The sequence below is a fragment of the Microbacterium sp. USHLN272 genome (assembly GCF_037149655.1).
Lineage (GTDB): Bacteria > Actinomycetota > Actinomycetes > Actinomycetales > Microbacteriaceae > Microbacterium > Microbacterium galbinum.
In genome coordinates this window covers 2,686,786-2,700,145 of the sequence record NZ_JBBCRA010000001.1, presented here as the reverse complement: position 1 = coordinate 2,700,145, position 13,360 = coordinate 2,686,786, and the positions used below count along the sequence as shown (strand labels likewise).

The 13,360-nt window shown below is 70.5% G+C and carries 11 protein-coding genes; 3 read left to right on the top strand and 8 right to left on the bottom strand.

Going from position 1 to position 13,360, the window contains the following annotated elements; translation table 11 throughout:
* The first annotated feature begins 211 nt into the window (after positions 1-211).
* Entirely contained in the window at positions 212-1,078 is an 867-nt protein-coding gene (locus WFJ97_RS12955) for a DUF2510 domain-containing protein (protein ID WP_336641791.1), read from the top strand.
* Positions 1,079-1,102: 24 nt separating this feature from the next.
* Here WFJ97_RS12955 and WFJ97_RS12950 read toward each other — a convergent pair whose 3' ends face one another.
* Positions 1,103-2,140, bottom strand: a complete 1,038-nt coding sequence (locus WFJ97_RS12950) for a methionine synthase (protein WP_336641790.1) — start codon at positions 2,138-2,140, stop codon at positions 1,103-1,105.
* A 20-nt stretch (positions 2,141-2,160) separates the two neighbouring features.
* On the bottom strand, positions 2,161-3,153 hold the full coding sequence (locus WFJ97_RS12945) for a putative oxygenase MesX (protein WP_336641789.1): 993 nt from the start codon (positions 3,151-3,153) through the stop codon (positions 2,161-2,163).
* Between the two features lie 120 nt (positions 3,154-3,273).
* Here WFJ97_RS12945 and WFJ97_RS12940 point away from each other — a divergent pair, with 120 nt between their 5' ends.
* On the top strand, positions 3,274-4,215 hold the full coding sequence (locus WFJ97_RS12940) for a LysR family transcriptional regulator (RefSeq protein WP_336641788.1): 942 nt from the start codon (positions 3,274-3,276) through the stop codon (positions 4,213-4,215).
* 85 nt (positions 4,216-4,300) lie between these two features.
* Here WFJ97_RS12940 and WFJ97_RS12935 read toward each other — a convergent pair whose 3' ends face one another.
* Together WFJ97_RS12935 and WFJ97_RS12930 are read right to left on the bottom strand one after the other, a co-directional pair.
* Positions 4,301-5,674: an APC family permease gene (locus WFJ97_RS12935; protein ID WP_336641881.1), complete on the bottom strand. Its 1,374-nt coding sequence runs from the start codon at positions 5,672-5,674 to the stop codon at positions 4,301-4,303.
* Between the two features lie 133 nt (positions 5,675-5,807).
* Positions 5,808-6,905, bottom strand: coding sequence for an alcohol dehydrogenase catalytic domain-containing protein (locus tag WFJ97_RS12930; protein ID WP_247956871.1), 1,098 nt, complete (start codon positions 6,903-6,905; stop codon positions 5,808-5,810).
* Positions 6,906-7,021: 116 nt separating this feature from the next.
* Here WFJ97_RS12930 and WFJ97_RS12925 point away from each other — a divergent pair, with 116 nt between their 5' ends.
* Positions 7,022-8,410 (top strand): PucR family transcriptional regulator, encoded by a 1,389-nt coding sequence (locus tag WFJ97_RS12925; RefSeq protein ID WP_336641787.1) that lies wholly within the window; start codon positions 7,022-7,024, stop codon positions 8,408-8,410.
* Positions 8,411-8,424: 14 nt separating this feature from the next.
* On the opposite strand, the gene WFJ97_RS12920 is transcribed toward WFJ97_RS12925, so the two are convergent.
* Genes WFJ97_RS12920 through WFJ97_RS12905 form a run of 4 tightly spaced genes read right to left on the bottom strand, consistent with a single transcriptional unit; the run spans position 8,425 to position 13,291 of the window.
* Positions 8,425-9,432: an alpha/beta fold hydrolase gene (locus tag WFJ97_RS12920; protein WP_336641786.1), complete on the bottom strand. Its 1,008-nt coding sequence runs from the start codon at positions 9,430-9,432 to the stop codon at positions 8,425-8,427.
* 33 nt (positions 9,433-9,465) lie between these two features.
* Positions 9,466-11,013 (bottom strand): GMC family oxidoreductase, encoded by a 1,548-nt coding sequence (locus tag WFJ97_RS12915; protein ID WP_336641785.1) that lies wholly within the window; start codon positions 11,011-11,013, stop codon positions 9,466-9,468.
* On the bottom strand, positions 11,010-12,395 hold the full coding sequence (locus WFJ97_RS12910; protein WP_336641784.1) for an alpha/beta fold hydrolase: 1,386 nt from the start codon (positions 12,393-12,395) through the stop codon (positions 11,010-11,012). Before WFJ97_RS12910 ends, WFJ97_RS12915 begins: the two co-directional genes overlap by 4 nt.
* Positions 12,392-13,291, bottom strand: a complete 900-nt coding sequence (locus WFJ97_RS12905) for an SDR family oxidoreductase (RefSeq protein ID WP_336641783.1) — start codon at positions 13,289-13,291, stop codon at positions 12,392-12,394. Before WFJ97_RS12905 ends, WFJ97_RS12910 begins: the two co-directional genes overlap by 4 nt.
* Positions 13,292-13,360 lie beyond the last annotated feature (69 nt).

The window sequence follows — 13,360 nt, the reverse complement described above, 5'->3', positions numbered from 1 at the left end:
GATCGCCGATCCGACAAGACAAGCGATGTGCCACAGATGTGCCACGTGTCCCTTGTGATACCGCGCTTTTTCGATGGGTGCGTCATGTGATCGTCACGAACTTGCCACGAGATTTGCCAAGGATTGCCCGCTCTCGGCCCCGCGTCAGAGGCGGGCGCGGGAGCCGAGACGTTACGCTCGAACCGCTACAGCCGACGGGGAGGGTCGCTTCATGAACGCAGCACCGGGATGGTACGACGCGGGCACGCCGGGGCGTGTGCGCTGGTGGGACGGCACGCAGTGGACGGCGCACGAGGCGGATGCTCCGGCTGCCGTCGCGGCATCCGCACCGCCCGTCGGCCCGACGTCGACGATCGCTGCCGGCCCCCTGCCCGGCTGGTACGTCACCCCCGCCGGCCCCGCCCGCTGGTGGGACGGGAAGAAGTGGACGGCGATGCGCACGAAGAGCGACGGCTCGCACGGCACGGACTGGGCGAGCACCGAGCAGGTGGGTTTCGCCTGGGCGTTGGGGGCGGTCTTCGCCTCGCTGGGCGCCGTGCAGTTCGTGCTCGGCACGCTCGCTCCCGGCGTCTCGTTCGCCGGAATCCCGATGCTGCTCGTGGCCGCCCTGTGGTTCGGCATCGCGATCCAGACGACCGCCGTACTGCGCATCCCGGTGCCGACCTCCGCCCCGCTGATGACCGAGGCGTTCCGCCCGCTTCCCGGCGAGCAGGAGGGCGCCGGGGCCGGCTGGTACCCGATCACCGGCACCACCGGTCGCTGGTGGACCGGCGCGCGATGGAGTCAGTACACGAACTCGAAGTACGGCATCCGCCCGACGTTCCACGCTCCGCAGGCTCAAGCCGCCCTGCGCTGGGTCGGCATCGGGGTGTTCGCCCTCGCGGCGATCGCTCTCATCATCGGGGTGTTCTTCATCATCGTCGGGGCGAACGATCCGTCCGACTATGCGTCGTCGGTCATCGGCTGGGTCACAGCGGTCGGTGCCGTGGTCTTCGCCGGTCTCGGGGCCGTCGTCTTCGCGATGACCCGCTACCAGACGCGCCTGCTCTTCCCGCCGAGCGAGCCGCCTCGGGTGTGACCCCACCCGCGACGCCGGGCGCGGTCACCGTGCGTTCGTGGACAGCTCGTCGCGGAGCAGCGCCGCCCCCGCGCTGAGCGCGCTGAGCTTGCCGAGGGCGACGTCTCGCGGCAGGGGCGCCATGCCGCAGTTCGTGCTCGGCACGAGCTTGTCGGCGTCGACGAACGCGAGCGCGTCGCGCAGGGTGTCGGCGACCTGCTCGGGCGTCTCGACCGTCGTGCTCGACACGTCGATCGCGCCGAGCATGACCTTCTTGCCGCGGATGAGCTCGATGAGGTCGAGCGGCACGTGCGAGTTCGCGCGCTCGAGCGACACCGTGTCGATGATCGACTGCTGCAGCAGCGGGAACGACTCCTCGTACTGGCGCCACTCCGATCCGAGCGTGGCCTTCCAGTCGTTGTTGGCCTTGATGCCGTAGCCGTAGCAGATGTGCACGACGGTCTCGGCGCGCAGTCCCTCGGCGGCCCGCTCGAGCGTCGCGACGCCCCAGTCCTTGAGCTCGTCGAAGAACACGTTGAAGGCGGGCTCGTCGAACTGGATGACGTCGACACCGGCGGCCTCGAGCTCCCGCGCCTCCTGGTTCAGGATCGTCGCGAACTCCCAGGCCAGCTTCTCGCGGCTCCGGTAGTGGCGGTCCGAGAGCGTGTCGATCATCGTCATCGGGCCGGGCAGGGCCCACTTGATCGGCTGATCGGTCTGCTGGCGGAGGAAGCGCGCGTCGTCGACGAACACCGGCTTCTCGCGGCTCACGGCGCCGACGACGGTCGGCACGCTCGCGTCGTAGCGATCGCGGATGCGGACCGTCTCGCGCTGATCGAAGTCGACGCCGCTGAGGTGCTCGATGAACGTCGTGACGAAGTGCTGGCGGGTCTGCTCGCCGTCGCTGATCACGTCGATGCCGCGTCGGGTCTGTTCCTGCACGGCGCTGCGCAGGGCGTCCTGCTTGCCCTCGGCCAGGGCATCGCCCTCGAGCTTCCAAGGCGACCAGAGGGTTTCGGGCTGCGCGAGCCAGGAGGGCTTCGGAAGGCTGCCGACGATCGAGGTGGGGAGAAGCGTGTTCATATCGGGTGATGCTCCGCGGCTCACGCGGCCGCGACCGGGTAGCCGGCGGCCCACTCGGCGAGCACCTCGCCATGCGGCTTCATGAAGTGCTCCTCGGTGTGCTTGCCCTGCGCGAGCGCGAGCTGGCTGCGTTCCTCGCGGTCGTAGGCGATCTGCGTCGACGAGTAGTCGTTCTGACCGAGGCTCGGCCGGTAGATGCTCGCCGCCGCCGAGTTCGCGTTGTAGATCTCGGGACGGTAGATCTTCTGGAACGTCTCCATGGTCGCGATGGTGCCGCTCAACTGAAGGTTCGTGTAGTCGTTCAGCAGGTCGCCCTCGAAGTAGAACGCCAGCGGCGCCACGCTTCCGGGAGGCATGAAGTACCGCACCTGCAGACCCATCCGCCCGAAGTACTCGTCGGTCAGGGAGTGGTCGTCCTGCAGGTATTCGACGCCGAGCACCGGGTGGTGGTTCTCGGAGCGGCGGTACTCCTTGCTCGTCGAGACGCTGATGCAGATGACCGGGGAGGTCGTGAAGCGCTCGCGGTAGGCATCCGAGGCGAGGAAGCGGCGGAAGAGCTTGCCGTGCAGACCGCCGAAGTCGTCCGGCAGCGTGAACGTTCCCGCCGCCTCGGTCACGGCCGGCAGCAGCACGCTGAAGTCGTAGTCGCGCACGTAGGACGAGAAGTTATTGCCCACGATCCCGTGGTGACGGCGGCCGGTGAGGCGATCGACGATCTGGATGTCGAGCACCTCGAGCAGCGGGAACCGCTGGTCCTCTCCCTCGGACTCGAACTCCAGCCCGGCCGAGATGATCTCGAGCTCGAGCGTGTAGCGGTCGCGGGCCGGGTTGTCCCAGTGGGCGAGGTCGTTGAAACGTCGGTCGATCATGGTGAGCGCGTTACGCAGGTTCTGCTGACGGTGCTCGCCGCGCGCGAGGTTCGCGAAGTTCGTCGTGATGCGCGAGTCGTCCGACGGCGAGTAGTCCTCGTCGAAGCGCGTGGTGGTGATGTGGAACGTGAAGTCGTTCGCCATGAGAGGCCCATCTGCTGGATGATCGGCCGAGAGGCCGGGGAAGTCTGTAGCTCCATCGTGCAACCAGACACCGGTTATCAGGTAACTCGCCTGGCCTATGCATCCATATAGGCTCTCCCTATGGCTCGCTCATCCAGCGGAATCACCCTCCAGCAGCTCCAGTACTTCGTCGAGGTCGCGGCGGAGGGCTCGATCAGCGCGGCCGCCGACCTGCTCTACGTCTCGCAGCCCACCATGTCGGCCGCGATGAAAGACCTCGAGTCGCGGGCGGGGCGCACGCTCCTGCTGCGATCGGCGCGCGGTGTGACGCTCACCACCGACGGCGCGGAGTTCCTCGGTTACGCACGGCAGGTCACCGAGCAGGTGGAACTGCTCGAGCAGCGCTACCTCGGCCGACCGCCGTCCCGGCGCCTGCTCGGCGTCTCGGCGCAGCACTACTCGTTCGTGATCGACGCGTTCGTGCGGATGGTGAAGACCAGCGGCGCCGCGGAGTACGAGTTCTCGCTGCGCGAGACGCGCACGTGGGACATCATCGAAGACGTCCGCACGCTGCGCAGCGAGATCGGCATCCTGTATCGCAACGACTTCAACCGCAGCGTCATCGACAAGCTGCTGCGCGACTCGGGGCTCGCGTTCCGCCCGCTCTTCCTCGCCGACCCGCACATCTTCATCTCGCGCAAGAACCCGCTGGCCGCCCGCGAGCGCGTCACCCTCGACGACCTCGCCGGGTTCCCGCGGCTCACCTTCGACCAGGGCGCGAACAACTCGTTCTACTTCGCGGAGGAGATCCTCTCCACCCTGTCGACCCCGCAGGAGATCCGCGTCTCGGATCGCGCCACCATCTTCAACCTCATGATCGGCCTCGACGGCTACACGATCTCGACCGGAATCATCAGCGACGACCTCGACCCCTCCATCGCCGCGATCCCCCTCGACATCGACGAGCGCATCGAGATCGGGTGGATCGGCCAGTCCGCGATCCCCCTCACCGAGCAGGCGCAGCGGTATCTGGAAGAACTGCGCGCCGTGGTCTCGGACTTCGGGGTGGAGTTGATCGACTAGGCGCTCGAAGACGGGGCCGCCCGGACACGACGATGGCCAGGACCCTCATCGGGTTCCTGGCCACCGTCGCCCGGGGGGGGGTCTATCAGCCGACGCCGTCCATCGCCGACGTCTCGGTGTTGCCGATGCGGGCGATCACCTCGGGGCGACGCGCCTGGAGGAACCAGTAGCGGCTGAGGGCGGCGAGCACGCAGACCACGAACACGTAGGGGATGACGTTGAACGGGAAAGCGGGCACGGGGAACACGTTCGCGAAGAACACGTAGGCCATCGTGACCACGGCGATCGTGGCGCAGACCCAGACGAGGCCGTTGCGCATGCCGGCGCGCTGCGTGTAGACGACGCAGGCGATCGCGACGAGCGCGTACGCGACCATGTAGCCGTAGGTTCCCCAGGTGTTGACCCACACGAGGATCTCCATGGGGTCGGCTCCCGCGACGAGGAACACGATGTCGACGACGACGGCGAGTGCCCCCGCGGCGAGCAGCACCCGGTGCGGCGTCAGGTGGCGGTCGTGCGTGCGACCGAACCGCTCGTGCACCACGCCCTCCTTGCCCATCACGTAGACGATGCGCCCGATCACGTTGAGCGGCGCGACGACGACGGCGAAGAACGACGCCGCGACGCCGAAGGTCAGCACCGGCGCAAACCACAGCGGCATGCCGATGAGCTCCGACATGCTCTCGAGCGGGCTCGCCGCGGTGGCCAGATCGTCGCCGAGGACGGCGATCTGCGTGTACGCCGCGAAGACGTAGAGGATGCCGACGGTCAGCGCGCTCCACATGATCGCGCGGGGAATCGCCTTGTAGGGGTTCTTCGCCTCACGACCGAGCGCATCGGCGGACGAGAACCCGACGAACCCGAGGATGCCGAGCACCATGCCGGCCGCGATGCCCTGGAACGACGAGCCCTCGGCGATCAGCTGGGCCGGATCCCAGGCCGCGGGCCCGGCCCACACGAGCGCCGAGATCAGCAGCACGAGGATGATCGCGACCGACAGAAGCTCCAGCACCAGCGAGACGCGTGCCGACAGTCGGATGCCGCGGATCGTGAACAGCGTCGCGAGCCCGCCGAGCACGACGGCGAGCCCGATGCTCCAGCCCAGCCCCGAGGCGGGGATGCCGAGGAGGGTGAGGAACTGACTCATGTACGACACCGAACCCATGAGGGAGGCGGCGGCGATGCCGAAGCATCCGATCAGGAGCGTCGCGCCGGCGAGGTACGCGCCGGCCGGACCGAGGCCCTTCGACACGTAGGTGTAGAGCGATCCGGCCGAGGCGTGCTTGCGCGCGAAGACCACGACGCAGTAGCCGACGCAGAGGATCACGATCGTGGCGAGCACGAAGGCGTAGATCGTGCCGTTGCCGGCGCCGAGGAAGATCGCGGCGGCGGTGAACGCAATGACCGCGCTGGGAGCGATGTTGGCGATCGCCTGGGCGGCGAGCTCCGGTCCGCTCATCACGCCGCGGCGCAGCCCGGCATCGATCGGGACGCCGGCGGCGGGGCCGGGCGGGCTCTGGGGGGTGGTCGTGGTCACGGGGTCTCCTTCGTATCGGGGTCGGCGGAGTAGTGCAGGGAGGGAAGGGAAGAGGTCAGGGGATGAGGAGCGTGCGCAGGGCCTGGCCGGACTCGAGCTCCTCGAACGCCTCGGCGGCTTCGGCGAGCGGTCGGCGCGAGGAGATGAGCGGATCGAGGATCAGCTGACCGTCCATGTACCGGTCGACGAGCGCGGGGATGTCGATGGCCGGGCGCACCGAGCCGTAGTTCGAGCCCAGGATGCGCTGGTCGGCTTCGGCCAGCACCAGCGGCTCGAACGAGGCGCGCGCACCGGTCGGGGGAAGCCCCACGATCACCGCGGCTCCGCCGAGGCCGAGCATCTCGATGGACTGCTCGGTGGTGACGGTGCGACCGATCGCGTCGAAGGCGTAGTCGACGCCGTCGGGAAGCAGCGCGCGCAGTTGGGCGACGGCGTCGCCGTCGGGTGCGACGATCTGGTCGGTGGCGCCGAACTGCGCCGCGAGGCGGGTCTTGTCCTCGCGCACGTCGATCGCGACGATGCGCTCGGCCCCGGCGAGCCGCGCGCCCTGGATGACGTTGAGGCCCACGCCGCCGCATCCGATCACGGCGACGAGCGCTCCGGGTTCGACGCCCGCGGTGTTCATCACCGCGCCGACGCCGGTCGCGACCGCGCATCCGACGACGGCGATGACGTCGAGCGGTGCGTCGTCGCGCACCTTGATCGCGCCGGATGCCGGAACCACGACCTCCTCGGCGAACGACGAGACACCCAGGTAGTGGTGCACCGTCTCGCCGTCCTTGCTGAGACGGGAGGTGCCGTCGAACAGCACGCCGAGCGGCGCGACGACCGTGGCGACCTTCTGGCACCGCGCCTCGTGGCCCGAGCGGCAGTACCGGCACTCGCCGCACGGCGGCACCCAGCTGAGCACCACGTGGTCGCCGACGGCGAGCGAGGTGACGCCCTCGCCGAGCTCGGTGACGATGCCGGAGCCTTCGTGGCCCATCACCATCGGTGCCGGCGCAGCCCACTCGCCCCGCTTCACGTGCAGGTCGGAGTGGCAGACCCCGGCGGCGGCGATCTTCACCCGCACCTCTCCGGCAGACGGAGGAGCGAGCTGCACCTCGGTGTGCTCGATCGGGCTGTCGCTGTCGCGGAAGACGATGGCCTGCATGGGGCCCCTTTCGTTCGTGTGGGTCGCGCCTCATCGTAGGAACAGCGGCGCAGCGGTGTCATTCACAAAAATGATGAGGAACAAGCATCCCAATCGACATTCCTTATACTTCGGAGATGGCACGAGACCTGGCATCGATCGCTCGGCTCCTCGGCGCGACGCTCGTCGCCGGCGGCGCTCTCGGCCCGAAGGCCACCGTGGCGAGCGCCGTGCCGGTGGGCGACTTCGCCGTCGTACCGCATCCGCAGTTCGCGACCCTCGTGGTCGGCAGCCCCGAGGAGATCGCGCGCGGACTCGACGATCCGGAGCGCGGCGATCTGCTGCGGCTCGCCGTGGTCGTCGCGACCGGGCCTCTCTCCGCCGTGCCGGACGGGGTCACCGCGCTGATCGCGCCCACGGTCGACCCGTCCGTCGTTCTGCCCACCCTGCAGGCGGTGCTCGCGACGGATGCCGCGGCCGAGGACCGCGCCGTTCTCGCGGCAACCAAGGTGCTCGCGCTCGCCGCCCGCCGCAGCGGAGTGGCGGGGGTGGTCGCCGAGCTGGCCCGACGCCTCGACGGGTGGGCCGTGCTGCTCGATCGCGACGCGCAGCCGATCGCCTCGGCAGGCGCCGGCGCCCTGCACATCGGGGATGCGGTCGCCGTGGCGTTCAACCGCCCGGTCCGCGTGCGCAGTCGGGCGCTGCAGGTGCATCCCGTCGGCACCGACGAGGACATGTCCGCGTTCCTCGTGGTGACCGCCCGCAGCGGCTCGACCAGCCGCGCCCGCGACCTCAGCTCCCAGGCGGCGGCGCTGCTCGATCTGCTCCTGCGCACGCACGACGGCAGCAGGACCGAACGCCTCGGACGCGCCACGATGATGCGCGTGCTGGAAGACGGGGGACCGAACGCCGTCGCGCTGGCGAAGGAGTGGGGCGTGCGCGATCGCACGCTCGCCGCTTTCACCCTCTCGGCGCGCTCATCGAGCGTCGACGCCGAGCGCGCCGTCATCCACTGGCTCGAAGACCTCGGCGCGCCGCATCTGCTCACCGCCGCGCAGGGAGTGGTGAGGGGCTTCGTCCGCGCGGAGAACCTCGACGAGATCGCGGATCGCGCGACGGCGTTCTCCGTGCCCCTGCATCTGGGGCTCGGCTCCCCGGTGCCGCTCGACGGCCTCGCGAGATCCGTCGAGGAGGCGCGTCGCGCCCACCGGGTCGCCGCGAACGAGGGGCGCTCCGTCGTGCACTACCGCTCGATGCCGACCGTCGACCTCGTGCTCGACCGCCTCGCGCCCGGCGATGCACGCACGCTGGCCGCACTGGTCGATCCGCTCGACGACGATCTCGTCGACACCCTGCACACGTTCCTCGCCGAGAACGGCGCCTGGGGAGCCGCGGCCGCACGCCTGGGCGTCCATCGCCAGACCCTGGCGGCACGGGTGCGACGGATCGAGCACGTCACCGGGCTGTCGATGTCGAGCGCCGACGACCGTGCCGCGGCCTGGCTGGCGCTGCGCGCACGCCGCTGAAAGAACGCGACCCCTCAGCCGTCCAAGCGGCGGCGGCGCAGGCGACCGTATGCCCGACGCAGGATCCGCGCGTGGCGTTCCTTGGCGCGTTCGACGCCCGCCTCGTCGCGGCGCAGCGCGCTCACCCATTCCGACACGCGCGCCGTGAACGCTCCCCAGACCAGCCGCGCATCGACGTGCAGGGGCGGCGGGGTCACGGCATCCTCGTCGTCGAGACGCCCCCTCCGCCGCAGCCGGTCGTCGACGTGCGCGAGCGTGAGCTGGGCGACCCCCACCGCGTGGCCGTTGATGATGGAGTGCGAGGCACCCTCGATCTCCCAGCGTCGCGCCGACGCCGCCCCCGCGACGAGACGGGAGTGGAACCGGCGCGGCGAGGTCGTGTCGAACTCGCCGCGGATCAGCAGCAGGGCAGCGTCGGCATCCGCGATCCGCTCGGTGATCCGGTAGCGCAGCACGTGCGGGAGCACACGCACGAAGTAGACCGGTCCGCACAGAAGATACGCCGACACCGCGATCATCGCGAGGTGCACCGACTCCCGCGTCGCCGACTGCGCGAATCGCACGGTCTGCCGGAAGACCGTCGCCTCGGCCTCGTTGACGACCGGGCTCACGAGCACCGCGTGCGAGAGCCCCGACCTGCGTCCCAGCACCTCGGTGACGATCTGGGCCCCCATCGAGTGCCCGATCAACACGGGGTCGTCGAGCCGGTAGTGGTCGAGCACCGCCTCGACCTGATCCGCGAAGAACGCGACGTCGGGTGTGCGCCCGCGCGCGGCCGACATCCCGGCGAAGCCGGGAAGATCGAGGGCGTAGACGTCGCCCCTCTCCGCGAGGGTCGGCGCGAGGAACTCGAAGTAGCTGGCCGCCACCCCGAGGCCGGCGACGAGCACGAATGCGCGCGACGACGCGGGATCGGCGGCCTCGACGCGCGTCACCCGGGTGACGACGCCGTCGCAGGAGACGTGATCGACCGAGAGATCGATCGGGTCGTCGGCGTCGTGCCGGGCGTCGCTAACGGGCATCGATCCATTCTCGTCTCCTCCGCCGCCGATCGATCACAGGCCCGCCAGCATCCGGTCGGCCGTGCGCAGCGACAGGGCCATCTGCGTCAACCCCGGATTCGCCGTCAGCGCGCTCGGGTAGGTCGAGTTGTCGCACACCCAGAGGTTCTCGATGTCGTGCGAACGACCCGAACCGTCGACCACGCCCTCCGCGGGATCGTCGCTCATCCGACAGGTGCCGAGGGTGTGCGCCGACCGCGCGAGCACGCGGGTGCTGCGCGCGCCCGCCGCCCTCAGCAGATCGGTCATGGTCGCGATCGCGTGATCGTCGATGGCCTTCTCGTTGGCTCCCGGCGAGAACGTGATCGTCGCCCGCGGCAGCCCCCACTCGTCCGTCTCCGACGAGAGTTCGATGCGGTTCTCGTCGGATGGGAGACATTCCGCGTTCATCCCGATGCCGGCGCTGTACCTCGCGGCCTCCAGCTCATCGACGAGATCGGTGCCCCAGGCCCCTCCCCCGCGCACGAGCGAGGTGGCGTACGTGAAGGGCATGACCCCGAGACTCTGCAGCAGGTAGCCGCCGGCGAAGTCCGCGCCGACGGGGCGCACGAAGTCCTCGGTGATGACCGCCGAGGGGTAGCCGCGGTATCCGCGGATCTGCTCGTCGAAACGCCCCCAGACCTGCACGGCGCCGTGGGCGAGGAAATTGCGCCCGACCTGTCCGCTCGAGTTCGCTATCCCGTTGTGCAGCAGCAGCCGGGGAGTCTCCACGCCGCCGCCCGCGAGCACGAGCGCGGCGCACCGCTGCCGCCGATCCTCGCCGTCCTCGCGGTACACGACACCGGTCACCCGCCCGCGCACATCGCGCTCGATCGTGTGCACGACCGCATCCGGGCGGATCTCGGCGCCTGCGGCGACCGCGGCCGGAAGGTAGGTGATCGCGGTGGTCGCTTTGGCGCCGTGGCGTTCGCCCTGGTGGATCGACCCGACATTGGTGGTGGCGTGCCGCAGACCGTGGTGGGGCTGCAGACGGTCCCGCGTGAGGATCGCCGCCGGGGCGTCGGCCGCGCGGATGCCGAGAACCGCCGCACCCGCGAGCATGAGGTCTGCCGGGGCGTTGCGCCGGGGCGGAGGGTACAGGTAGGTGCGCGACGGGTCCCACGGGTACGGCGTGGGACCCGATACGCCGATGTCGGCCTCGACCTGCGCGACGTAGCGGATGAGGTCGTCGTGGTCGATCGGCCAGTCCGCGCCCTCACCGGTCTCGGTCCGCAGCCGCAGATCGCGGGCATCCGGACGGGGAGTGAACGCCCCCCAGTGCACGGTTCCTCCGCCGACACCGAACCCGCTGTTGTTCGGGCCGAACGCGGTCGGAGCGTCTCCGCCGCTGAATCGGCTCGACATCCAGTTGATCGCGGTCGCCTCGACCTCGTCGGGGGTGTAGTCGGCGGGATCGTGATTCGGCCCGGCTTCGAGCGCGACCACGCGCAGCCCCCGCTCCGCCAGTCTCGCCAGCAGCGGCGCGCCCCCCGCGCCGGTGCCGACCACCACGACGTCCACGATCTCGTCGCGGTCGTACGTGCGCATGCCGACGAGGTTCATGCCGCCCCCTCCGGGTCGTCCACGACCGCACCGAGATCGGAGGGCTCCCACCCGTCGCGCAGACCGGCTCCCAAGGCGAGATACCCCGCGAAGGAGACTTCCTCCGCACCCGTGGCGAACCCGTCGTAGCCGACCCGGGCGAGGGAGGCGGGATGACAGAGCCACTCGCGCACGAGATCGACGCGCACGTCTTCGAACCAGCGCCGCAGGTCGTCGGCATCCGCGGTGATGCCCGGAATCGCGGTGCCGGCGATCACCTCTCGCAGCACCTCGTCCCGCGCCTCGGCCTCCTCGGGCCACACCCGGGCGAGCTGGTCGAGGCCGGCGCGATACGCCTCGTCGTCCGACAGCGCGCCGGCCGGACGCCAGCCGTCTCCGCCGCCGGCGGCGAGATCGGCGTCGACGCGCGCCGCCAGATCGATGCTCCCGCCGGGCGGCTGAGGCACCACGCGGGCGGCGACGGCGCGCAGGAGGTCCAGCTGTTCCGAGGAGAGCACCCGCGGGCGGTACGCGGGATCGTCGGGCAGTGCACGGCGCGCGAGCGTGCTCCGCACGCGCGCCGAGACCCGCGGCGAGGCGAGCAGAGTCCCCCATTCCGCGGGCACTCGCACGCTGTGCTCCGCGATCTCCTCCCACAGCTCGGTGATCGCCGCCGCCACCTCGCCGGGGCGCTCCTGCAGGAGCAGGTGCCCCGCTCCGGGCAGGGCGATGAACCGGGCGCGCGGATACACGTCGGCGAGCAGGTCCGGCTGCGCGTCAGCGCCGAGTGCCTCGTCTTCAACGCCGGCGAGCACGCGGCAGGGGAGGTCGAGCGTCCCGACGGACGCCGTCATGTCCTCGACGCTCCCCTCCTCGAGCCACCGCCGCCACGCGAGGGGCGACATCCGGGCCACCGCGTCGACGGTCTCGCGCTGCCGCTCGGGCGGAAGCCCGCCGCCGACGTTGTCGTCGACGAAGGTCTGCGCGTCGCTCTCGGAGATGCCGCCCTCGGCGGCCCAGGAGAGCATCTGCCGCCTCTTCTCGGCGGGCATCGGCTCGGGGGACGGCGGGGACGGCGCCAGCAGGACCAGGCCGAGCAGGCCGAAGATCTCGGGCTCGCCGTCGCGGATCCGGGCGGCGACGGCCGCGGCGATCTTGCCTCCCATGCTGTGCCCGCACAGCATCCAGGGTCCTCCGTCGGCGGCTTCCCGGATCACGGCCAGGGCGGCGTCGACCTGGGCGGCGACCGATCCCTCGGGCGCATCCGGCGCGGATCCCTGGCCCGGGAGCTCCACCGCGACCACGCGGAAACGCTCGTCCAACTCGGCCTGCAGCGGCAGGGCGGAACGGGCGTCGAGCCCCAGGCCGGGCAGCACGAACACCGTGCACCTCTCGGCGGTCACGGGGTGACCATGCCGCCGTTGACGTTCAGCGTCGCGCCCGACACGTAGCCCGACTCCTCCGAAGCGAGGAAGACGTAGGCGGGCGCGAGCTCCGCGGGCTGCCCCGCGCGCTGATACGTGTTCTCGTCGTCGAAGTGCAGCATCTGATCGTCGGAGACGCCGTCCGACACCTGCAGAGCCGTCCAGACGGGGCCGGGCGCCACGACGTTCACGCGGATGCCGCGCGCGGCGAGCTGCAGCGCGAGGCCCTTCGCGAGGTTGTTGACGGCGGCCTTCGTCGCGGCGTAGTCGAGCCGGTCGGGCGAGGGCTTGTACGCCTCGAGGGATGCCGTGCTGATGATGCTGGCGCCGGGTCCGAGGTGCGCGAGAGCCGCCTTGGTGATCCAGAAGTTGGCGAACACGTTCGTGCGGAAGGTGGCCTCGAACTGCTCGTCGCTGAGGTCTTCGACCCGCTCGACCGCGATCTGTCGACCGGCGTTGTTGACGACGACGTCGAGGCCCCCGAGGAAGTCCACCGCCTCCGCGACCAGCCGGCGGCACTCCGCGGCCTCCGAGATGTCGGCGACCACGGCGCGTCCGCGGCGCCCGGCGTCGGCGATGAGCGCGAGCACGTGCTCGGCGTCCTCCTCCTCACCGGGCAGGTGCGCGATCACGACGTCGGCACCCTCGCGGGCGAAGGCGATGGCCGTCGCCGCTCCGATGCCCGAATCCCCGCCGGTGATGAGCGCCCGCCGGCCGGTCAACCGGGCGGTGCCGCGATACGACTCCTCGCCGAGATCGGGGACGGGGGTCATGCGCGCCTGGATGCCGGGCTCGGGCTGGTGCTGCAACGGCGGCTCGACGCGGGCGTAGCGGGTCACGGGGTTCGTCGGGGAATGCTCATCCGATTCAGGCATGCCGCCACGTTAGGCGAACCGGCTCTCTCGTGAGGAGGGCTTGCGCTCGACCCCTCCGATAGGCCAGGG

Coding starts and splice junctions, on each gene's coding strand:
- WFJ97_RS12955 (WP_336641791.1), top strand. CDS start 212: ATGAACGCAGCACCGGGATGGTACGACGCGGGCACGCCGGGGCGTGTG.
- WFJ97_RS12950 (WP_336641790.1), bottom strand. CDS start 2,140: ATGAACACGCTTCTCCCCACCTCGATCGTCGGCAGCCTTCCGAAGCCC.
- WFJ97_RS12945 (WP_336641789.1), bottom strand. CDS start 3,153: ATGGCGAACGACTTCACGTTCCACATCACCACCACGCGCTTCGACGAG.
- WFJ97_RS12940 (WP_336641788.1), top strand. CDS start 3,274: ATGGCTCGCTCATCCAGCGGAATCACCCTCCAGCAGCTCCAGTACTTC.
- WFJ97_RS12935 (WP_336641881.1), bottom strand. CDS start 5,674: ATGAGCGGACCGGAGCTCGCCGCCCAGGCGATCGCCAACATCGCTCCC.
- WFJ97_RS12930 (WP_247956871.1), bottom strand. CDS start 6,905: ATGCAGGCCATCGTCTTCCGCGACAGCGACAGCCCGATCGAGCACACC.
- WFJ97_RS12925 (WP_336641787.1), top strand. CDS start 7,022: ATGGCACGAGACCTGGCATCGATCGCTCGGCTCCTCGGCGCGACGCTC.
- WFJ97_RS12920 (WP_336641786.1), bottom strand. CDS start 9,432: ATGCCCGTTAGCGACGCCCGGCACGACGCCGACGACCCGATCGATCTC.
- WFJ97_RS12915 (WP_336641785.1), bottom strand. CDS start 11,013: ATGAACCTCGTCGGCATGCGCACGTACGACCGCGACGAGATCGTGGAC.
- WFJ97_RS12905 (WP_336641783.1), bottom strand. CDS start 13,291: ATGCCTGAATCGGATGAGCATTCCCCGACGAACCCCGTGACCCGCTAC.